Consider the following 18,856-nt stretch of genomic DNA (forward strand, 5'->3'; position numbering starts at 1 on the left):
ATGATCCTGCATTGTGTATTTCTACGCTTCAAGGCTGCAACGGCCGCTTCTGAAAAACACGCAATATTCGAGGCGATTGCCGCCCTGAAGGATGTGATACCCGGCATCATCGATGTGAAATACGGCCAGAATGTCTCACCCGAGGGGCTGAATGGCGGTTTTGTCGACGGTTTCATCGTGACGCTGGAGAGCCCCGAGGCCCGCGACGACTATCTCGCCCATCCCAAGCACATGGAAGTGGGGGAACGTCTCGTGTCGCTCACCGATGGCGGTCTGGCCGGGCTTCTGGTGTTCGATATGAATGTTTGAGTGGAGGGCGGCGGGGCCGCCCTTTATTCCTGCAATGTGAATGCCTATAGCAGAATCGTATCATGAAAGGCGCCGTCACCCCGGACTTGATCCGGGGTCCAGTGCGATCAAGTCTTTGATCGCGAAAGACTCTTCCTACGGCGCCGACGCGCCGTGGCTGGATGCCGGATCAAGTCCGGCATGACGGGAAGCAGGAGCCTTTACATGCAACGAGGGACCAGGCTCGCCCTCAAAGCTGCTCGATCATCGCCGCAGCGGCAGAGACCGTCGCCTGGCCGGGGTTCTCTTCCACGTTGAGCGACTTCACCACACCGTCTTCCACCAGCATCGAATAGCGCTTGGAGCGCACGCCGAGGCCGCCGGCGGAAAGATCGGCATCGAGGCCGAGCGCCTTGGTGAAAGCCGCGTCCCAGTCGGCGAGGAAGTGGATTTTGCCCTGACCGCCGGAGGATTGCGCCCATGCGCCCATCACGTGCCAGTCATTGACGGCGACGACGGCGATGTCATCCACGCCCTTGGAAAGAATGGCGTCGCGGTTTTCGAGATAACCCGGCAGATGGTTCAGTGAGCAGGTGGGGGTGAAAGCGCCGGGAACGGCGAAGAGAACCACCTTCTTGCCGCCGAAAAGCGCGTCCGTGGTGGTTTCCACCGGGCCGTCGGCCGTCTTTTCCTTGAAAGTTGCGGAAGGCAGTTTTTCGCCGATCTTGATGGTCATGTCCGTGCTCCTATAGCCGTTCGGTTCGCGCGACTATAGAGTTTGGCAGGGAAAAGTGGAACCCGGTTTTCCCGGGCAGACAAACGAAAACAAGGCGTCCGGATCCCGTCAGATTGAGAATGAAGCTGACAGGATCCTGAGCACGGAAATGAAATCTGCCATGCGGTTTTCGAGCTGGTTTCCAGCGCTGAAACGCTGCTCAGGGTTTCGGGAAGTTCAGCATGGTTTCCATGGCCCGATCGCCGGATTTGACCAGGATAGGCCAGCTATTGCCCTGCACCTGATAGGTTTTCGGCAGGCCCTTGATGTTCATGTAGAAGGAGAGCTTGCGCTTGTCGCGCACCAGGTTCTGCGGCTCGTAATAGGCAAAGCCCGAGGGACCGGCGATGAAGATTTCGGTCTCCTTCGGCGCGTTTTCCGGAAGCTGCAATTGCACGCCGAGCATGGTCTTGTCGGGCGTGATGTGGAAATCGATCACCTTGAAATCGTCGGAGGCCGCCTCGGGCAGCGTTTCGCGCGCCTCCTCCAGCAATCGCCGCTCCTCGTGGTCGTCATCACCGGCATTGCCGCGCTCGATTGAAAACTTCGCCTCGAAGGGAATGCAGATATTCTGACACACGCCGATGAAGGCGGTGAGATCGATTTTCCCGCCTGCCGCCGGGTCCGTGGCTTTCAGCTGAAACGGAAGGCTGACGGCGTGGTCGTAGCCGATATCGGTGATGTCGCCGTTTTCGATCAGCTTCGGAACCGGATAGGCCATGGTGGTGAGCGTTACGCCGCTTGCCGGATCGGGCGTGATCTGCGGCGGTATGCCCGCTTCGCCCGGTTCGCGCCAATAGGTGATCCAGCCGTCCTTAGGCTCGATCTGCAGCACGCCGCGCACCACGCCGTCGGCATCCATGGCAAGGCTCGCCACGCGCATCTGGCCGCCTTCGCTTCTCGCCCAGTCGGTAATCTCGGCCTGGGCGGCTTCAGCGCCGCCAAGTAGGGCAGCAAATGCCGCTGCAAAACGGAAATGTGAAAATCGAAAGAATATTCTGGCGCTCATGCTTTCCGTCTAACCCAACATCGCCCGGGGGACCAGTTACGAATTCGTGCGGTTCATCATTTTCGGTTGATTGATCGGGCGCGATGCCGCATCCTGTCCTTTGTCGAAGTGCGAACGCCGTTTTCGTTAAATGACGGAATGCGGTCTGCTGGAGGCGCCGGTGAGCTTTTCAACCCTGATGGACAAACGCGAACGTGGCTTTCTCGATGGTCAGTTCCTCATCGCGATGCCGGGGCTGGACGACGGCAATTTTGCCCGTTCGGTGATCTATATCTGCGCCCATTCGGATGCCGGCGCCATGGGGTTCATCATCAACCGGCCGCAGCAGATCACCTTTACGGATATTCTGCTGCACCTGAAACTGGTGGACAGCAACGACGCCATCATGCTGCCCAACCGCACCCGCGAATTCCCGATCCAGTGCGGGGGCCCGGTGGAATCCGGCCGGGGTTTCGTGCTGCATTCGGATGATTATTTAAGCGAATCCAGCATTCCGGTCAGCGATGACATTTCGTTGACGGCAACGCTCGATATCGTCCGCGCCATTTCCAACGGTCGCGGCCCGCAAAAGGCGACCATGATGCTCGGTTATGCCGGCTGGGGTCCGGGCCAGCTGGAAAACGAGATCGCCAATAATGGCTGGCTGAATTGCCCCGCCGCGGAAGAGCTGATTTTCGACCGTGGCCTGGACAATAAATATGAGCGGGCGCTGGCCCTGATGGGTGTCGATGCCCGCATGCTCTCCACGGATGCCGGACACGCCTGAACCCACTTTTATTCTCGACCATTTTTTGGCTGGAACCAAATCCTGACCCCTGACGTTACTAACGCGGAAAGCCGAACAGACAGTACGGCTCAACTAGGGAGCAGTAATATGGGTAGCACATCTGACAAGATCTCCGGTAAAGCCAACGAAGTTGCTGGCAAGGTGAAGAAGAGCGTCGGTGAAGCGACGGGCAATAATGAATTGCGCGCCAAGGGTGCGGCCCAGGAAACCAAGGGCAAGGTTCAGACCTCCGTTGGCAAGGCGAAGGATGCCGTCAAGGGCGCTGTCGACCGCATGTAATTCCGAATGAAGCATGACGCCTCTCTCACGATGCGGCGCGCGGAGCGCATGTGTTCTCGCACATGCGCTCTTGTCGTGTGAGGGAATAGGGCGATCCAGTCGCCACGCAGTCGCCTTCGCATTTCATGTCTTCCTTCCTTCTCCCGAACCATCGCAAGGGTTTCATCCATGAAGCTTTTCTCCTGCGCATCCTGCGGCCAGCCTGTTCATTTCGACAATCGATTCTGCGTCGCCTGCGGCCATCGCCTGGCCTTTGTGCCGGAACGGCTTTCCATGGAGGCGCTGGCGCCCGCGGGTGAACCGAACTGGCAGATCGTCGCGCAGCCGGAAAAACAGGTGCGGTTCTGCGCCAATGAGGTGAACGACATCTGCAACTGGTCGGTGCCGGCGGAAAGCGAAAGCGCCTTTTGTCCGGCTTGCAGCCACAATCGCCTGGTGCCTGATATTGCGACGGAGCAGGGGGTTGAGCAATGGCGCCGCATCAGCCAGGCTCAGCGGCATCTGTTCTATTCGATCCTGCGGCTTGGCTTGCCGCATCCCAACCGCGATGCGGACCCTGCCGGTGGCCTCGTCTTCGACTTTCTGGTGGATGCGGTGGCGCCCGATGGTTCCGTCATTCCCGCCATGACCGGTCACGATGAGGGCCTCATCGCCATTCGCGCCGCAGAGGCTGATGATGCAACGCGCGAGCAGGTGCGCGCCAATATGAACGAGCCCTACCGCACCATGCTTGGCCATTTCCGCCATGAGGTAGGGCACTTTATCTGGAATAAGCTGGTGCGGGACGCAAACCGGCTGGAAGCCTGCCGCGCCGTCTTCGGCGATGAGCGCGAGGATTACGGCGCTGCCCTGCAACGCAATTACGATGGCGGACCACGCCCCGACTGGCAGGAAAGCTTCATCAGCTCCTATGCCTCGGTCCACCCGTGGGAGGATTTCGCCGAGTGTTTCGCCCATTATCTGCATATCGTCGATACGCTGGAGACGGCGCGCGCCTTCGGCGTCGCAATCGATCCTGATGGGCATGAGGAAATGGCGGCCGAGGTGACGTTTGATCCTTACAAAGCCCGCAGCGCCGCGCAGCTGGTCAAGGCGTGGATTCCGCTCAGTGTCGCCATCAATTCCATCCAGCGCAGCATGGGGGAGGCTGACCTCTATCCCTTCGTGCTGACACCGCCGGTGGTGGTGAAGATGGAATTCATTCATGACCTGCTGCATGGGAGGGTGACGGCGGATGAGTCGCCGATGGCCGTGCAGAATGCGGTAGTGCAGTAAATGTGCGGCAGGCGGAGTGTCCTGATCAGGAGAAGCGCGGTTTTCTTCTCCCGTCATACCGGCCTTGAGCCGGTATCCAGCCAGCCCAAGTCCTTGGGCTGAAAGGAGTCTTTCCGCCGGGCAGACGCGCGGCGGCTGGATTGCGGCTCAAGGCCGGAATGACGGAGGTAGCCTACCTCGCGTTCCAATACTCCGCTTACGAAGCCCGCTTCGTCGGCTGGAACCGTTCTCGCAGAAGCTTCAGCGCCGCATCGCCCGAAACCGGAGTGCCGAACAGGAAGCTCTGGCCGAAATGGCAGTTCATGCGCGCCAGTTCGGCAGCATCCTCGGGCGTCTCGATGCCTTCCGCCACGACCTGCATGTCGAGCGCCCGCGCCATGGCGATGACGGAGCGCAGGAGAACATTGCGCTTGTCGCTGGTATTGGCAACCAGCGCCTTGTCGAGCTTGATTGTGTCGAAGGGGAAGCGGGTGAGATAGGCAAGCGATGAATAGCCGGTGCCGAAATCGTCCATGGCGAGGCTTAAGCCCGTCTCCTTGAGCTTGGAAAGCACCAGCCGCGCCTGCTCCGGGTTTTCCATGACGACGGATTCCGTCAGTTCCAGCTTCAGCTGCTGCGGATTGCAGCGCGTGCGGGTCAGCATGCCGCGCACGTCGTTGTACAATTCATTGTTCAGCAGTTGCGCGCTGGAAATATTGACGGAAATGAAGATCGGCATCTTCTCGATGGCGTGCTGCCAGTCCATCAGATCGGTCGCCGCCCGTTCCAGCGCGAACATGCCGAGCGGCTCGATCAGGCCGGAGGCCTCCGCAATCGGAATGAACTCGCTCGGCGGAATATTGCCGCGCTTGGGGTGCTCCCACCGCATCAGCGCTTCGAAACCGGCCAGCTCGCCATCGTCGAGCTTGACGATCGGCTGGTAGGCCAGCGACAGCTCCTTGCGCTCGATGGCGCGGCGAAGGTCGCTTTCCATTTGCAGCCGGTCGGTGCCCGACGTGCGGAAGGCAGGGCGGAAGGGCTCGACGCGGTTTCCGCCAGCGCGCTTGGCGCGATACATGGCGAGTTCCGCATCGCTCAAGAGTCCTGCCGCACTTTCCTGCTGGTCGATCCACGAAACGAGGCCGATGGAAGCGGTGAGGATGATTTCGCGATTGGCGAAATTGATCGGCACCATGATCGCCTTGTTCACCGCATCGGCGAAATCGGCCACACGCTGCGGATCGCGCTCCGAGGTCAGGATCAGGCCGAACTCATCGCCGCCAAGACGCGCCAGCGTATCCTGCGGTTTCAACAGGCGGCGCAGACGACGGGTCAGCGCAATGAGGATATTGTCACCGGCGGCAATGCCGAGCGTATCGTTGACCAGCTTGTAGCGGTCGATATCGATGGCCATCACGGTCGGGCGCACGCCGTCGCTGTCGGAAGACAGGTTGAGGATCGATTGCAGGCGGTCGAGGAAAACCTGCCGGTTCGGAAGCCCGGTCAGATTGTCGTTCATCGCATCCTGCAACAGCCGCTCGACGGAGTTCTTCTGCTCGGTGATGTCGGTGATGGTACCGACGCAGCGGATGATTTCGCCGTTGGAGCCGAGAACCGGGCGGGCGCGGATTTGCAGCCAGTGGAAATGACCGTCTTCGGCGCGAATGCGGAATTCGTGGTTGAGGCGGCCTTTGCGATGGTCAAGCAGCACGTCGAGCGTCGCCTTGAACCGGTCGCGGTCATCAGGGTGCAGGCGCGGCAGCCAGTTGCGTGCCGCACCGTGCATGGCGCCGGGTTCCAGCCCCAGCCGGTTGGAAATGTCGGGCGTGGTGACAATACGGTCGCGCGTCACATCCCAGTCCCACACCGTATCGCCGCTGCCTGTCAAGGCCAGCGACTGGCGTTCGAGATCGGAGAAGAGACCCTGCTGATAGGCGCTGCCGGCAAAGGCGTGCTGAATGACGGTGAAGCCGATCAACAGCACGATCAGCACCAGCCCGCCGCCGAGCGCCGGCTGCACGATGTCGTTGTCCAGTTGTCCCGTCACCGTCAGCCAGCTGCCGAACAGCCAGACGAGGATCAGCGCCCAGGAGGGAACCAGCAAAATCGCCCGGTCATATTTGTTGAAACCGAGATAGACGATGAGGGCGATGCCGGCCGTTGCGGTGAGCGCGAAGGACACGCGCGCAATGCCGGAGGCGACCGAGGGATCGTAGATGGCGACGCCGAACAGCAGCGCCAGACCCACCACCCAGGCAAAGGTCGCATAACCGAGATGCGCATGCCATCGATTGAGATTGAGATAGGTGAACAGGAAGACCACGAAACTGGAGGCGAGCGCCACTTCCGCGCCCGCCCTCCATATTCGCTGATCGCTTGAGGTGACGGTGATGAGCTTTTCGAGGAAGCCGAAATCGACGCAGATATAGGCTAGAACTGCCCATGCGAGCGCGGCCGAGGCCGGCAGAACGGAGGTTCCCTTGACCACGAAAAGGATGGTCAGAAGCACGGCGAGCAGGCCGGCAATGCCGAGCACGATGCCGCGATAGAGCGTAAACGCGTTGATCGTGTCCTTGTAGGCCTCCGGCTCCCACAGATAAAGCTGCGGCAGCTGCGGCGTGGAAAGCTCGGCGACGAAGGTGATGACGGAGCCGGGATTGAGGGTGATGCGGAACACGTCGGCATCCGGGCTCGGCTGCCGGTCGAGCGCAAAGCCCTCACTCGGCGTGATCGCCATGATGCGCTGCGAGCCGAGATCGGGCCAGAACAGCTTGGAATTCACGAGGCGGAAATGCGGCGCGACGATCACGCGCTCCAGCTGCTCTTCGGAGACGTTGGCGAGTGCGAAAACCGCCCAGTCGCCCTGGTGGTCGGTGGAACTGGCGCGCACCTCGATACGGCGGCGGATACCGTCCGGTCCGGGCGCGGTCGAGACCTGAAAGGCTTCGCCCTGGTTGGCATAGATATCGGTGGTGGCCGTCAGGTCGAGCGCCGTGTCGTCACGGGAAATCTTCACCGGCTCGAAGGCGTAGGAATAGGAAGAGAAAAGCAGGAAAAGCAGGAAAAACGGCGCAGCCAGCGCGATTGCCGCCAGACGTTTCGCAAGGCAAGGCGCAGTGTGATTGTAGGTCATGTATCGTACTTCGTTCCGCCGGAGCTTTGCTTGTCGGCAAGAAGGGAAAACATCATATGATCCCGCCATTGGCCATTGATTTTCAGATATTCCCGCAGGAGGCCTTCCCGCTGGAACCCGGCATTTTCGAGAAGCCGGATGCTTTTGAAGTTTTCCGGAATACAGGCTGCCTCGATACGGTGCAACTGAAGTCCGTTAAAGATGTATGGTATTACCAATTTTAATGCGGCAGACATATGGCCTTGGGCGGCGTGCCGCTCGCCGATCCAGTATCCGATCATGCAGCTTTGCGCCGCACCCCGGCGGATGTACCCGATGGTGATGCCGCCGACCAGCAGCGTTTCTTTCTCGAACAGCAGGAAGGAAACGGCGGTGCCGGAGGAAAATTCCTGGCCATTGCGTACCACGCGCATGCGGAAGGCGCCTTCCGTCAGTTCGTCTGGCCGCCAGGTCGGCTCCCAGGGCTGGAGAAACTGCCGGCTTTCGGAGCGCAGCACATGCCATTGCTTGAAATCGCCGTAGCGCGGCAGTCTGAGAAGGTGATTGGCGTTGCGCAGTTCGGGCGTGTCGCTATGTCGGGAAAGAAAACGCAGCATTCACGATCCCTGTGCGGCAGACATCGCCATCCGCGAGCGGGATGGCGAAAAAGATGAGCGGTCTTCGCCTTTAAATCCCGCTCTCATATCGGTTTATCCGTTCGCCTTTATCCTTGCGGGCTGCTGCGCGGAAAGCGCCGCAGTGATGTCGGAAAGAGGCGGCAGATGTTCGAGCGGGCCAATTGCGGACAATGTCGGAACTGTATCGAAAAACAGCCGTCCCGCAAGATCGGTCAGGCGCGCGCGGGTGATGTCGCCAAGCCGCTCCATCATCTCCTCATTGGGGATGGGCCGGCCGTAAAGCATCATCTGGCGGGCCATCTGGCCGGCGCGGGCGGCCGGGCTTTCCTGGCCCATCAGCAGCTGCGCGCGAATCTGCGCCCGGGCGCGGTCGATTTCTTCCTGATGGATGGTCTGCGAGGACTTGCGAAGTTCCTCCAGAATGACGGGCACCAGTTCCGGCAGGTCGTTGCCGCCGGTGGCCGCATGCACGCCGAAGATACCGGTATCGGAAAAGCCCCAGTGGAATGCATAGACGGAATAGCAGAGGCCGCGATATTCGCGCACCTCCTGGAACAGGCGGGAGGACATGCCGCCGCCCAGTATATTGGCGAGAATCTGCGAACAATAGAAATCGCGGGCGTGATAGGCCTTGCCCTCGAAGCCGAGGAGCACCTGCGCATCCATCAGGTCGCGGGTTTCGCGGATTTCGCCACCGGTATAGATCGCTTTTTCCATAACCGGTGTGGCAATGGGCAGCTGCGGCAGCGAGGCGAAACGCTCTTCCACCTGCTTCACGAAGCTTTCGTGATCGACAGCACCGGCCGCCACGACGAAGATGCGATCCGTCGTGTAGTTGCGGGCGAGATAATGCCTGATCTGGCCGGTGGTGAAGGATTGAACGGTTTCCGGCGTGCCGAGGATCGGGCGGCCGATGGTCTGGTCGCGATAGGCGACACCGGAGAAATTGTCGAAGATCACGTCGTCGGGCGTATCGGTCGCCGCGCCGATTTCCTGCAGGATGACGTTTTTCTCCCGCTCCAGCTCGTCTTCGTCGAACAGCGATTCCGTCAGGATGTCGGCAAGGATATCGACGGCGAGGGGAACGTGGTCTTTCAGGACGCGGGCGTAGTAGGAGGTCGTTTCGGTCGATGTCGCGGCGTTGACTTCGCCGCCGACATTTTCGATTTCTTCGGCGATCTGCCGGGCAGTGCGGCGCGCCGTGCCCTTGAAAGCCATATGTTCGAGAAGATGGGCGATGCCGTGTTCGGCAGTCGTCTCGTTGCGGGAACCGGATTTGATCCACACCCCAAGAGCGACGCTTTCGAGATGCGGCATTTTTTCCGTCACAACGGTCAACCCGGACGAAAGCCGGGTCACATTTACTCTCATACTCAACGTCTTTCCGCGTCTCTATTTGCCGGCGCGTGCGTTTTTGCCGATGAAGGTTTCCACGGCTTTGAGCTCCGCATCCAGAATGTCGAAACGCTCCTCCCGGTTCATAATGTCAGCTAACCATACTGGAAGCGCAGGCTCGATTGCGCAAGCGGATTTTACAGCGGCCGGGAATTTAGCCGGGTGAGCGGTCGACAGAACGACCATCGGGCTTGACGCCTTTTCGTACTTTTCCGCCACGAAAACGCCGGTCGCCGTATGAGGGTCGATCAGGTAGCCGGTTTTCTCAAGCGTGTCGCGGATCGTTGCCGCCACCTGCTTTTCGGTGGCGCGGCCGGCGCGGAAATCGCGTCTGATGAATTTCAGCGCGTGCGGCGGAATTTCAAAGGATCCGGATTGCTTGAGGCCGTCCATCGATGCCTTTACCGCAGCGGAATCACGGCCATAGGCTTCGAACAGCAGCCGCTCGAAGTTGGATGAAATCTGGATGTCCATCGAAGGCGAGGTGGTCGGCTTGACGCCGCGCATCTCGTAACGGCCGGTCTTCAGCGTGCGCGCCAGAATGTCGTTGTCATTGGTGGCGATGACGAGCTTGTCGATCGGAAGGCCCATCTTCTTGGCGACGTAACCGGCGAAGATATCGCCGAAATTGCCGGTCGGAACGGTGAAGGAAATCTTCCGGTCGGGGCCGCCGAGCGAAAGCGACGCGGTGAAATAATAGACCACCTGCGCCATGATGCGCGCCCAGTTGATGGAGTTGACGCCGGAAAGCTTCACGCCATCGCGGAACTTCACGTCGTTGAACATCTCCTTCACCAGCGTCTGGCAATCGTCGAAATTGCCGTTGATCGCCAGCGCATGCACGTTGGAAGCGGTCGAGGTCGTCATCTGGCGCTGCTGCACCGGAGAGACCTTGCCGTTCGGGAAAAGGATGAAGATATCGGTGCGCTCGCGCCCGGCAAAGGCGTCGATGGCCGCGCCGCCGGTATCGCCCGAGGTTGCGCCGACAATGGTGGCGCGCTCGCCGCGTTCGGAAAGCGTATAGTCCATCAGGCGGGCGAGAAGCTGCATCGCCACGTCCTTGAAGGCGAGCGTGGTGCCGTGGAAAAGCTCGAGAACGAAGGTGTTCGGGCCGGTCTGCGTCAGCGGCACGACGGCAGGATGGCGGAAGGTCGCATAGGCGTCGTCAATCATCGCCTTGAACTTGTCTGCCGGAATCTCGCCGCCGGTGAAACGGTAGAGAACCTCGAAGGCGACATCCTGATAGGACTTGCCGCGCAGGTTGCGGATTTCCTTCTTCGACATGGAAGGCCATTTGCGCGGAACGTAAAGCCCGCCGTCACGGCCAAGGCCCGCCAGAAGCGCGTCGCAAAAACCAAGCGAAGGGGCCGCACCCCTGGTCGATACATATTCCACGAGATAGTCCCTTATCCGTTACCGATGCGATCGGCGTCTTTGTCCGCAGCGTCTCACCGGAATGAGGCGATTGGCGAGCTAATGAAGGGCTTTTCTGAAAATTCAAGCAAAACCGAACATGCCAATCGATTTTTTCCGGCGTCGCTGCTATAGACCATCGCCAACCTGGGTGAAAGGTCAATAAACAGCGTCTCCGGTTCTGTTCCGGGACAAGGGAGAGGATTTAGAAGAGTGTCAGGGAATTTCTTGCGTTTGTCCGCCGCGATGTCGCTTCTCGTCGTTGTTGCAGGATGCAATTCCTCCAACCCGTCGGACTCGCTTGCCGTCAACCCGCCGGCGGCGCAGGCCGCACCGACGGCTGCCGTGGTTCAGGCCAATTGCCCGGCCGTGACGGTTCTCGATGCCAACGCCGTTCATCGCGTCTACGCCGGTGGCGCCAAGGACGATCCGCAGAAACTCGCCTATCAGGTCTCGCTGTCCGATACGACGCGTTCGTGCACCGCCAATGAATCGACGCTCACCGTAAACGTGCTGGCCCAGGGCCGCCTCGTTCCCGGCCCGATGGCCAAGCCCGGCCGCGTGACCGTGCCGATCCGCGTGACGGTGAAGGACGGCGACGGCGAGATATACGGCGACACCACCGCCTTTGCCGTCGATGTTCCGGCAGGCGGGGCCGGCACGCAGTTCATCTTCAACAACGACCACGTCGCCATCCCCAACGGACCGGGCGGCGCACCGAAGTCGGTCAGCGTCTTCATCGGCTTCGCGGAGCAGGGCGCAAAGGCCAAGACCAAGCGCCGGTGATTTGACGGGCGAAATGTCAAAAAAACCGGAGGCTGCTCGGCAGGCTTCGGTTCTGATTGCGCGCAAAGGTCCGAATTCCGTCACCCCGGACTTGATCCGGGGTCCAGCGCGATCAAGTCATTGATCGCAAAAGACTCTTCTCACGGCGCAGACGCGCCGTGACTGGATGCCGGATCAAGTCCGGCATGACGGAGGAGAGGTCTACGACTTTCCATGCGTTTTAACCGGAGGGTTTTCCCACAGCCGTCGCCTTCTCCGCTGACGGGCGGCTACGGGAGTTTCGATACTCCTCCACAGCCTCAAAAAAAGCTGGCGGCAAAACGGCCCTCGCGGGACGCGCATTTGCCAGCTCTTCATCTGTCATTTCGGGAAAGTCGACAGCATCCCAATCCGCTTCGGTATAGCCTTGGCCGGGTACGAATTCCTTTTGCGTCTGGGATGCCACCACAGCTACCTCCTCAAAAAGCGCCTTCCCACTCCGCCATCGCCGCAATCACGGCCGGCAGGTCCTGCATGCGCGAGATCACCGTTTCGGCGCCCGCATCCGTCAGCCGGTCGGCGTGGCTCGGATAGGTGTGGGATGCGCCGGTGAAGCCGATGACGCGCATGCCGGCGGCTCTTGCGCCATGGATGCCGTGCACGGAATCCTCGACCACGACCACGCGGTCGGGGGAAACGCCGAATTGCGCCGCGCCATGCAGGAAGATGTCGGGCTTCGGCTTCACGCGGTCGGCTCCAAGGTCCTTGGCGGAATAGATATGCGGCGCGAAATAGGGCTTCAGGCCCACCTTCGTCAGCATCATGTCGAGGCGGTGGCTCGATGAGTTCGAGCAGATGCAACGCGGCGTGGTCAGGCGCGACAGGGCGAATTTCACGCCCTCGATGATTTTCACGTCGCGTTCCAGCCGCATGTCGAGCAGCTTTTCCGATTTGTCGAGCAGCGAGGCGGAGAGCGGAATGCTGGCTTCGCTTTCCACCTGCAGAAGAATGTTCTTCCAGGTCATGCCGGCGAAACGCTCGCCCATTTCCTCTACGGAGATCGGATATCCGGCTTCGGTCAAGAGGCGGGATTCCACCTGCGCCGCGATGATTTCGGAATCGACCAGAACGCCGTCACAGTCGAAAATAATGAGGTCGAAGCCGCTCATGGGCGCTCCCTGTATCGGATTTGGCTGGAAGAAAATGATGCCGGGCTTTTAGACCATGTCCGCGCCAAGCTCAACCGGTTCACCCGCAAAGGTCGGTCCCATCAGGCTCATAGCTCGGTCGGCCTGAGTAAGCGACTGTGCCGCCTCGAATATTTGGTTTGGCGTTCCTCTTTCGCGCAAAAACCGCTACACACGGTCGCGCCATATGCGTTATGGGATGTTATGCCCAAGACAGTGAAAAACACGCCCGAAGACACCATCGCCGCGCGCATCAGCCGCACGCTCGCCGAGCGCATCGTTCGCGGCGAGCTGTCGCCGGGCGAAAGGTTGCGGCAGGATCACATCGCCGCCGAATTCGGCGCGTCGCATGTGCCGGTGCGCGAGGCATTCCGCCGGCTGGAAGCGCAGGGGCTTGCCGCCAGCATTCCGCGCCGGGGTGTCCGGGTGGCGGATTTCGGCCTTGACGATGTGCGCGAGGTGGCGGAAATGCGCGCCGCCCTTGAAGTTCTGGCGCTGCGCCACGCCATTCCGAACATGACGCCCGCCATTCTCGACCACGCGGAGGCGGCAACGCTCGAGGGCGACAGCGCCGTCGATGTGCAGCATTGGGAGGAGGCCAACCGCCGCTTCCATCGTCTCATCACCGCGCCCTGCAACATGCCGCGCCTGATGGAGGCAATCGACGGGTTGCATGCGGCGAGCGCCCGCTTCCTGTTTTCCGCCTGGCGCGCCGGCTGGGAGCGCCGCACCGATACCGATCACCGCGCGATCATCGATGCGCTGCGCGGCGGCCGCGCCGAAGAGGCGGTGCGTATCCTTGACGGGCATGTGCAATGGATCGGCCGCAAGGCGATCCGCACCTCGTCCGGCTCGGTGCGCGACGCCTTCGCCATCGTCGGATAGGGCGGGCCCGTGACCGTCCGCCTCCGGCCCCACCATCTTCTCTGTATGCTCACCTATGTGGGCAAGGGATATACGTCCGGCTTCGTCGAAAATTACGACCGTGTCGCCGCCCGCCTGAACGCCGGTGAGGAAGATATCGAGCTGGTGGAGGGCCCGGACGATATTTGCGAGGGCCTGTTGTGTGAAAGCCATGCCCACTGTTTCAACGAAGGCGTGGTGCAGCGGGATGAGACAGCCCGCCTTTCGGTGTCGGCGCTTTTGGGCGAGGCACTGACTGCCGGCAAGCGGTTGCAGGCAACGCCCGACTTTCTTGCGAAGATGCGTCTGGCTTTCGCCGCAGGCGAGATCAGGCCTGCCTGTCGAGGCTGTCAGTGGATAAGACTGTGCGACCGTATCGCGGCATCAGGTTTCGCAGGCGTGAAAATCGGCGAACGTCCGGAGCTTTCGGCCGGCCGGAGGCCGAGACCTACTCCGGCACATCCGTCTCGGTTCTCTCGGCGGCCTTGACCGTCGCCTTGATCTCCTTCGGCTCGCGGCCGGATTTCTTGTCGTAGCTCACCTTCACCGAATATTCGCCGGGATGCAGGGTTTCCTGATGCTGCGTGCCGTAACGGCCGGAAATCTCCTTCTGCGTGCCCTGAAGATCCCTGGTGGTTTCAACGATATCGATCCGTTCTGCACCGGGCGCCTTGATGGCGAGAACGCCCGCATCGAGATCGAGGGTGATTTCGGTTCGTTTTCCGGCAGTCACGGTGAATGGTTGTTCCACCGTCACCTTGCCCAGACGCGCGCGCATGACGAAATCGCCGGCGGGCATTTCCATGATCTTGCCGGTGCCGTAAATGCCGTTGATGGTCTCACGCGTGCCGTCCAGCGTTTCCTTGGCCGACATCGCTTCGAAGCGGATATCGTCCGTTTCCACAGCCCTGCCGCCCTCCGCATAAACGGCCTTGGCGATCACCACGCCGCTTGGAATGACCAGCTCGTGGCTGATCTTTTCGCCCGCCTTGATGGCAAGCGTCTCCTCAGCCCGCGCCGGGCCGATGCTGCCGGTGAGGACGACGTTTCCGGCCGGCACGAAGACGGTATTCTGACCGTAGACGCTGTCCTTGAAATCGTCCTTGGTGATTTCCGTCTTCGCCTGCGTTTCCACATCGCCGCCGGCGCTACGTTTCGGCACGACGGTCAATTCCGCAGCGTCGAAATTCACCTTCGGCCTCGCGATGCTTCCGTCCTTCACCTCGAACGCCACTTCGCGGGTCACATTGCCCAGCGCCGCCACCCCGACATATTTGCCCGCCGGCAGTTTCGCCTCGAAGGTGGCGTCATAGGAGCCGCCGGCATTGTCGTCGGTAAGCCCGCCGGAACGGTCCGCCTTGTAGAAATCCCACCGCACCCTGTCGCTATTGCCGAGCGAGGGGCCGCCATCGAACAGGACCGCATCGGTGACGACGTTATATTGCGGGGCCGGTTGCTGCGCCTGCGATGGCGCCGGCAGCGCCGTTGCGAAAAGTGCGGCGCAGACGACATTCATGGAAAAAGAAGCCATTTTCATCACGGACCCCATTGCGGATTACCCCCTGCCATAATGGCTCTTCCTGCCGCGCCGATATGCGGGGACAGAAGAACCCGTTGTGCACAACGTTTTTGCCCGACTTCGGGTTCCCCCGCCGGCCGCCGCAAATCGCGCCTGCAGGCCGCGACAGCCATTTATTTCGCATTTTCCGTGACTTGTTCAGGCTTTGATAACCATCTTCGGTAACCATAAGCATCAGTAGAGAGTAAGCGTATGGAGCGAGTACCAATGGCAGCAGTTTTTCCGCTGGCCGATTTTCGGCGTGCCGGTTTTGATCGTGCGGGCGAGAGCGACGCCTGGAAAGACAGCATCATCAAAGGTGATTGTGTCGCTGCCTTGGATGCCCTCCCGAGCCAGTCTGTGGATGCGATTTTCGCCGATCCACCCTATAACCTTCAGCTTGGCGGCACCCTGCACCGTCCCGATCAGTCGCTGGTCGATGCCGTCGATGACGAGTGGGACCAGTTCGCCTCCTTTGAGGCCTATGACGCCTTCACCCGCGCCTGGCTGCTCGCCTGCCGCCGCGTCCTGAAGCCGAACGGCACCATCTGGGTCATCGGCTCCTATCACAATATCTTCCGCGTCGGCTCCATGCTCCAGAACCTCGATTTCTGGATCCTGAACGACATCGTCTGGCGCAAGACCAACCCCATGCCGAACTTCAAGGGCCGCCGGTTCCAGAACGCGCATGAGACCATGATCTGGGCCAGCCGCGATCCGAAAGCCAAGAACTACACCTTCAACTACGATGCGCTGAAGGCCTCCAACGACGATGTGCAGATGCGCTCCGACTGGCTGTTCCCGATCTGCAGCGGCAACGAGCGGCTGAAGGGTGACGACGGCAAGAAGGTGCATCCGACCCAGAAGCCGGAAGCGCTGCTGGCGCGCATCATCATGGCCTCCACCAAGCCGGGCGATGTCGTGCTCGACCCGTTCTTCGGCTCCGGCACCACGGGTGCCGTTGCAAAACGTCTCGGCCGCCACTTCGTCGGCATCGAGCGCGAACAGGATTATATCGACGCGGCATCCGCCCGCATCGCCGCCGTCGAGCCGCTCGGCAAAGCGGAACTGACCGTGATGACCGGCAAGAAGGCCGAGCCGCGTGTTGCCTTCAACACACTGGTGGAAAGCGGCCTCGTCCGCCCGGGCCAGGTGCTGACGGATGCAAGACGCCGTTATAGCGCCATTATTCGTGCCGATGGTACTCTGGCATCCGCCGGGACCGCCGGCTCCATTCACCGCCTCGGCGCGAAGGTGCAGGGTCTCGACGCATGCAACGGATGGACGTTCTGGCATTTCGAAGACGGCGACACGCTGAAGCCGATCGACGATCTGAGAGCGATCATCCGCAGTGAACTGGCAAAGGCCGAATAGTCAAAGCCCAAAAGGCTTAGACGCAACGATCCACCGCCCGCCCTTGTCAGCCTATGTCTCCGTCCGGTTTAGTACCTTCAGTCCCGGATGGAGAACGACCAACGCCCGGCACTTCGGTGTCGGGCGTTGGTGTTTTCGAGTATACTATTTTAGCAAGACAAGTTTCGCGCAAGAGATCGGCAATACTGTCTCAAATCAGAGCAATGGTTGTGAAAATCCGGTTCGGAAAAATCACAAAAACATTGCGTCCGATGCCGCTTGCGGCAGGACTGGCGCAGGCCGGAGACCGCCATTTCCGCCTGCGCCAATTTCTTTTCCCGATCTGGGAATTTATCGGACTTCCACCCCGAAGTCCCGCAGATCCTGCTTTAGCTTCTCAGCACCGGTAAAATGCACCGCCTGCCAGCCCGCCGCTTTCGCGCCTTCCACATTCACGAGCGTATCGTCGATGAAGAGGCTGTTGGCTGGATTGAGGTCGAATTCCTTCGCGTGCAGATCATAGATCGCCACGTCAGGCTTCAACAGCTTGACATCGCCGGAAACGGTGACGCCGCGCGGCAAAGTGAGGAAGGGGAACATTTTCCGCGCCTCGCGGAAGGTGTCGGAGGCGAAGTTGGTCAGCATTGTCACGTCGTAGCCGCTGTCGATCAGGGCGACCATGATCGCGACGCTGTCGTCATAGGAATGCGAGACCATCTCGTGCCAGAACTTGCGGAAGGAGCGGATGTGCTCTTCCCGATCCGGGAACTGCTCCACCAGCAGCGCTTCGGCATCCTCCCAGCGGCGGCCGCGATCCTGCTCGAGGTTCCAGTCATGGGTGCAGACATTCTCGAAGAACCATTTGCGCTCGTCGGCATCGGGGATGAGGCGGCTATAGGGAATATGCGGATCGTAGTGGATCAGCACCTTGCCGATGTCGAATACGATATGCTCAATCTTGGTCATCGAAATTTCCTGCTTTCATCGAATGCGGATGGAATAGCCTGCGTGATGACTTTTTTCATCACCGTTGGCAGCGCCTGCGCGTCAAGATTTGTAACCGGCTCCCACCATCCGTCATCCGGGCCGGTTTTAAGGCCGTCCGACACCTGCGCGCGATAGACGGTGAGCCGCAGTTCGAAATGGGTGAAGACGTGCACGATAACGCCCGCCGCCTGCCAGCCGGCGGCAAAGGGCGCATGGCTCGCCTCCGTGCCGCCGTCCACGCGGGCGGTCCATGCCGTTGTCGGCACCTCGGTCATGCCGCCGAGAAGCCCGCTTTCGATGCGCCGACGGAGCAGGATTTCACCGCTTTCATTCACCGCCACGAAGGCAGCCCCGAGCCGCACCGGCTTTGCCTTCTTCGCGGCCTTGACCGGAAAACGCTCCGGCTCGTCATGGGCAAGCGCAAGACAGTGGCCGTTGAACGGACAGAGCGCGCAGGCGGGCCGTTTCGGCGTGCAGATCGTTGCGCCGAGGTCCATCATCGCCTGGGCGAAATCCCCGGGCCTGTCGGCAGGCGTCAACTCTGCTACCTTAGCTTTCATCGCAGGCTTTGATCCGGGCAGGGGAGCATCGATGGCAAAGAGCCGGGAAATGACGCGCTCCACATTGCCGTCCATCACTGCCGCCTGACGATTGAATGCAATGGCCGCGACGGCGGCGGACGTATAATCGCCGATGCCGGGCAACTGCTTCAGACCTTCTTCCGTATCTGGAAAGACGCCGCCATGCTCATTCGCCACGGCTTCCGCGCATTTTTTCAAATTGCGGGCGCGGGCATAATATCCAAGCCCCGCCCAGGCGGCCATGACATCTTCGACTGGTGCCGCCGCCAGATCGTTGACGCTTGGCCACGCTGCGAGAAACTTGAGGAAATAGGGCTTTACCGCCTGCACCGTCGTCTGCTGCAGCATGACCTCGGAGAGCCAGACGTGATAGGGATCGGCGCGTTTTCCCCGTGCCGCCATGGCGGGAGACGTGCGCCATGGCAGTTCGCGATGGTGCCGGTCGTACCATGCGAGCAGCATCTGCGCATAAGACGACGAGGCGGTTTTTTGAAGCATTGTTTGCCGTTTCTGTTCGATTTGGCCTATAGTTGGGACATCCGTAGCGGGCGATCAAGAAAATGTGGATCGCC

At 60.6% G+C, this 18,856-nt stretch carries 18 protein-coding genes and 1 pseudogene; 8 read left to right on the forward strand and 11 right to left on the reverse strand.

Annotated elements, in window-relative coordinates:
* A complete protein-coding gene (locus tag ACQZ40_RS08710; RefSeq protein WP_065654307.1) occupies positions 1-309 on the forward strand; it encodes a Dabb family protein in 309 nt (102 codons plus the stop codon).
* Between the two features lie 229 nt (positions 310-538).
* Here ACQZ40_RS08710 and ACQZ40_RS08715 read toward each other — a convergent pair whose 3' ends face one another.
* Complete coding sequence (locus ACQZ40_RS08715; protein ID WP_078051154.1) at positions 539-1,024, reverse strand: peroxiredoxin; 486 nt, start codon at positions 1,022-1,024, stop codon at positions 539-541.
* A gap of 199 nt (positions 1,025-1,223) precedes the next feature.
* Positions 1,224-2,072, reverse strand: coding sequence for a protein-disulfide reductase DsbD domain-containing protein (locus tag ACQZ40_RS08720; RefSeq protein ID WP_065654306.1), 849 nt, complete (start codon positions 2,070-2,072; stop codon positions 1,224-1,226).
* Positions 2,073-2,232: 160 nt separating this feature from the next.
* On the opposite strand from ACQZ40_RS08720, the gene ACQZ40_RS08725 reads away from it, so the two are divergent.
* The 3 genes from ACQZ40_RS08725 (at position 2,233) to ACQZ40_RS08735 (ending at position 4,413) form a co-directional block, all read left to right on the forward strand.
* Positions 2,233-2,838, forward strand: a complete 606-nt coding sequence (locus ACQZ40_RS08725) for a YqgE/AlgH family protein (protein ID WP_448747772.1) — start codon at positions 2,233-2,235, stop codon at positions 2,836-2,838.
* Positions 2,839-2,946: 108 nt separating this feature from the next.
* A complete protein-coding gene (locus ACQZ40_RS08730) occupies positions 2,947-3,138 on the forward strand; it encodes a CsbD family protein (RefSeq protein ID WP_448747773.1) in 192 nt (63 codons plus the stop codon).
* A gap of 168 nt (positions 3,139-3,306) precedes the next feature.
* Complete coding sequence (locus ACQZ40_RS08735; protein ID WP_448747774.1) at positions 3,307-4,413, forward strand: zinc-binding metallopeptidase family protein; 1,107 nt, start codon at positions 3,307-3,309, stop codon at positions 4,411-4,413.
* 196 nt (positions 4,414-4,609) lie between these two features.
* Here the strand turns inward: ACQZ40_RS08735 and ACQZ40_RS08740 are convergent, their stop codons facing one another.
* The 4 genes from ACQZ40_RS08740 to thrC form a co-directional block, all read right to left on the reverse strand.
* Positions 4,610-7,525, reverse strand: coding sequence for a sensor domain-containing phosphodiesterase (locus ACQZ40_RS08740; RefSeq protein ID WP_125144714.1), 2,916 nt, complete (start codon positions 7,523-7,525; stop codon positions 4,610-4,612).
* Complete coding sequence (locus tag ACQZ40_RS08745) at positions 7,522-8,121, reverse strand: GNAT family N-acetyltransferase (protein ID WP_174035709.1); 600 nt, start codon at positions 8,119-8,121, stop codon at positions 7,522-7,524. The genes ACQZ40_RS08740 and ACQZ40_RS08745 overlap by 4 nt, the downstream gene beginning before the upstream one ends.
* A 93-nt stretch (positions 8,122-8,214) precedes the next feature.
* Positions 8,215-9,513 (reverse strand): M16 family metallopeptidase, encoded by a 1,299-nt coding sequence (locus ACQZ40_RS08750; protein WP_065654303.1) that lies wholly within the window; start codon positions 9,511-9,513, stop codon positions 8,215-8,217.
* Positions 9,514-9,534: 21 nt separating this feature from the next.
* Positions 9,535-10,932, reverse strand: coding sequence for a threonine synthase (gene thrC, locus ACQZ40_RS08755; protein WP_448747775.1), 1,398 nt, complete (start codon positions 10,930-10,932; stop codon positions 9,535-9,537).
* Positions 10,933-11,196: 264 nt separating this feature from the next.
* Here thrC and ACQZ40_RS08760 point away from each other — a divergent pair, with 264 nt between their 5' ends.
* A complete protein-coding gene (locus ACQZ40_RS08760; protein ID WP_448747814.1) occupies positions 11,197-11,736 on the forward strand; it encodes a PilZ domain-containing protein in 540 nt (179 codons plus the stop codon).
* 253 nt (positions 11,737-11,989) lie between these two features.
* On the opposite strand, the pseudogene ACQZ40_RS08765 reads toward ACQZ40_RS08760, so the two are convergent.
* Positions 11,990-12,181, reverse strand: a pseudogene (locus ACQZ40_RS08765) (BrnA antitoxin family protein); the annotation flags it as partial.
* Between the two features lie 13 nt (positions 12,182-12,194).
* Positions 12,195-12,884, reverse strand: a complete 690-nt coding sequence (locus tag ACQZ40_RS08770; RefSeq protein ID WP_003520496.1) for an HAD family hydrolase — start codon at positions 12,882-12,884, stop codon at positions 12,195-12,197.
* 222 nt (positions 12,885-13,106) lie between these two features.
* On the opposite strand from ACQZ40_RS08770, the gene ACQZ40_RS08775 reads away from it, so the two are divergent.
* Positions 13,107-13,787, forward strand: a complete 681-nt coding sequence (locus ACQZ40_RS08775) for a GntR family transcriptional regulator (RefSeq protein ID WP_448747776.1) — start codon at positions 13,107-13,109, stop codon at positions 13,785-13,787.
* 45 nt (positions 13,788-13,832) lie between these two features.
* On the forward strand, positions 13,833-14,294 hold the full coding sequence (locus tag ACQZ40_RS08780) for a DUF1284 domain-containing protein (RefSeq protein WP_174035755.1): 462 nt from the start codon (positions 13,833-13,835) through the stop codon (positions 14,292-14,294).
* Here ACQZ40_RS08780 and ACQZ40_RS08785 read toward each other — a convergent pair.
* The gene (locus ACQZ40_RS08785; protein ID WP_448747777.1) at positions 14,254-15,354 is read right to left on the reverse strand and encodes a hypothetical protein; all 1,101 of its coding nucleotides are present in this window, start codon (positions 15,352-15,354) and stop codon (positions 14,254-14,256) included. The two genes, ACQZ40_RS08780 and ACQZ40_RS08785, sit on opposite strands and share 41 nt — an antisense overlap.
* A 237-nt stretch (positions 15,355-15,591) precedes the next feature.
* Between ACQZ40_RS08785 and ACQZ40_RS08790 the strand changes: the two genes are divergently transcribed.
* Positions 15,592-16,737, forward strand: a complete 1,146-nt coding sequence (locus ACQZ40_RS08790) for a site-specific DNA-methyltransferase (protein WP_065654299.1) — start codon at positions 15,592-15,594, stop codon at positions 16,735-16,737.
* Between the two features lie 330 nt (positions 16,738-17,067).
* On the opposite strand, the gene ACQZ40_RS08795 is transcribed toward ACQZ40_RS08790, so the two are convergent.
* On the reverse strand, positions 17,068-17,682 hold the full coding sequence (locus ACQZ40_RS08795) for an HAD family hydrolase (RefSeq protein ID WP_448747778.1): 615 nt from the start codon (positions 17,680-17,682) through the stop codon (positions 17,068-17,070).
* The gene (mutY, locus tag ACQZ40_RS08800; protein ID WP_448747779.1) at positions 17,679-18,782 is read right to left on the reverse strand and encodes an A/G-specific adenine glycosylase; all 1,104 of its coding nucleotides are present in this window, start codon (positions 18,780-18,782) and stop codon (positions 17,679-17,681) included. Before mutY ends, ACQZ40_RS08795 begins: the two co-directional genes overlap by 4 nt.
* Positions 18,783-18,856: the final 74 nt, after the last annotated feature.

The organism is Agrobacterium sp. 16-172Ci, from assembly GCF_053522725.1.

Coding starts and splice junctions, on each gene's coding strand:
- ACQZ40_RS08710 (WP_065654307.1), top strand. CDS start 1: ATGATCCTGCATTGTGTATTTCTACGCTTCAAGGCTGCAACGGCCGCT.
- ACQZ40_RS08715 (WP_078051154.1), bottom strand. CDS start 1,024: ATGACCATCAAGATCGGCGAAAAACTGCCTTCCGCAACTTTCAAGGAA.
- ACQZ40_RS08720 (WP_065654306.1), bottom strand. CDS start 2,072: ATGAGCGCCAGAATATTCTTTCGATTTTCACATTTCCGTTTTGCAGCG.
- ACQZ40_RS08730 (WP_448747773.1), top strand. CDS start 2,947: ATGGGTAGCACATCTGACAAGATCTCCGGTAAAGCCAACGAAGTTGCT.
- ACQZ40_RS08735 (WP_448747774.1), top strand. CDS start 3,307: ATGAAGCTTTTCTCCTGCGCATCCTGCGGCCAGCCTGTTCATTTCGAC.
- ACQZ40_RS08740 (WP_125144714.1), bottom strand. CDS start 7,525: ATGACCTACAATCACACTGCGCCTTGCCTTGCGAAACGTCTGGCGGCA.
- ACQZ40_RS08745 (WP_174035709.1), bottom strand. CDS start 8,121: ATGCTGCGTTTTCTTTCCCGACATAGCGACACGCCCGAACTGCGCAAC.
- ACQZ40_RS08750 (WP_065654303.1), bottom strand. CDS start 9,513: ATGAGAGTAAATGTGACCCGGCTTTCGTCCGGGTTGACCGTTGTGACG.
- ACQZ40_RS08760 (WP_448747814.1), top strand. CDS start 11,197: ATGTCGCTTCTCGTCGTTGTTGCAGGATGCAATTCCTCCAACCCGTCG.
- ACQZ40_RS08770 (WP_003520496.1), bottom strand. CDS start 12,884: ATGAGCGGCTTCGACCTCATTATTTTCGACTGTGACGGCGTTCTGGTC.
- ACQZ40_RS08775 (WP_448747776.1), top strand. CDS start 13,107: ATGCCCAAGACAGTGAAAAACACGCCCGAAGACACCATCGCCGCGCGC.
- ACQZ40_RS08780 (WP_174035755.1), top strand. CDS start 13,833: ATGCTCACCTATGTGGGCAAGGGATATACGTCCGGCTTCGTCGAAAAT.
- ACQZ40_RS08785 (WP_448747777.1), bottom strand. CDS start 15,354: ATGGGGTCCGTGATGAAAATGGCTTCTTTTTCCATGAATGTCGTCTGC.
- ACQZ40_RS08790 (WP_065654299.1), top strand. CDS start 15,592: ATGGCAGCAGTTTTTCCGCTGGCCGATTTTCGGCGTGCCGGTTTTGAT.
- ACQZ40_RS08795 (WP_448747778.1), bottom strand. CDS start 17,682: ATGACCAAGATTGAGCATATCGTATTCGACATCGGCAAGGTGCTGATC.
- mutY (WP_448747779.1), bottom strand. CDS start 18,782: ATGCTTCAAAAAACCGCCTCGTCGTCTTATGCGCAGATGCTGCTCGCA.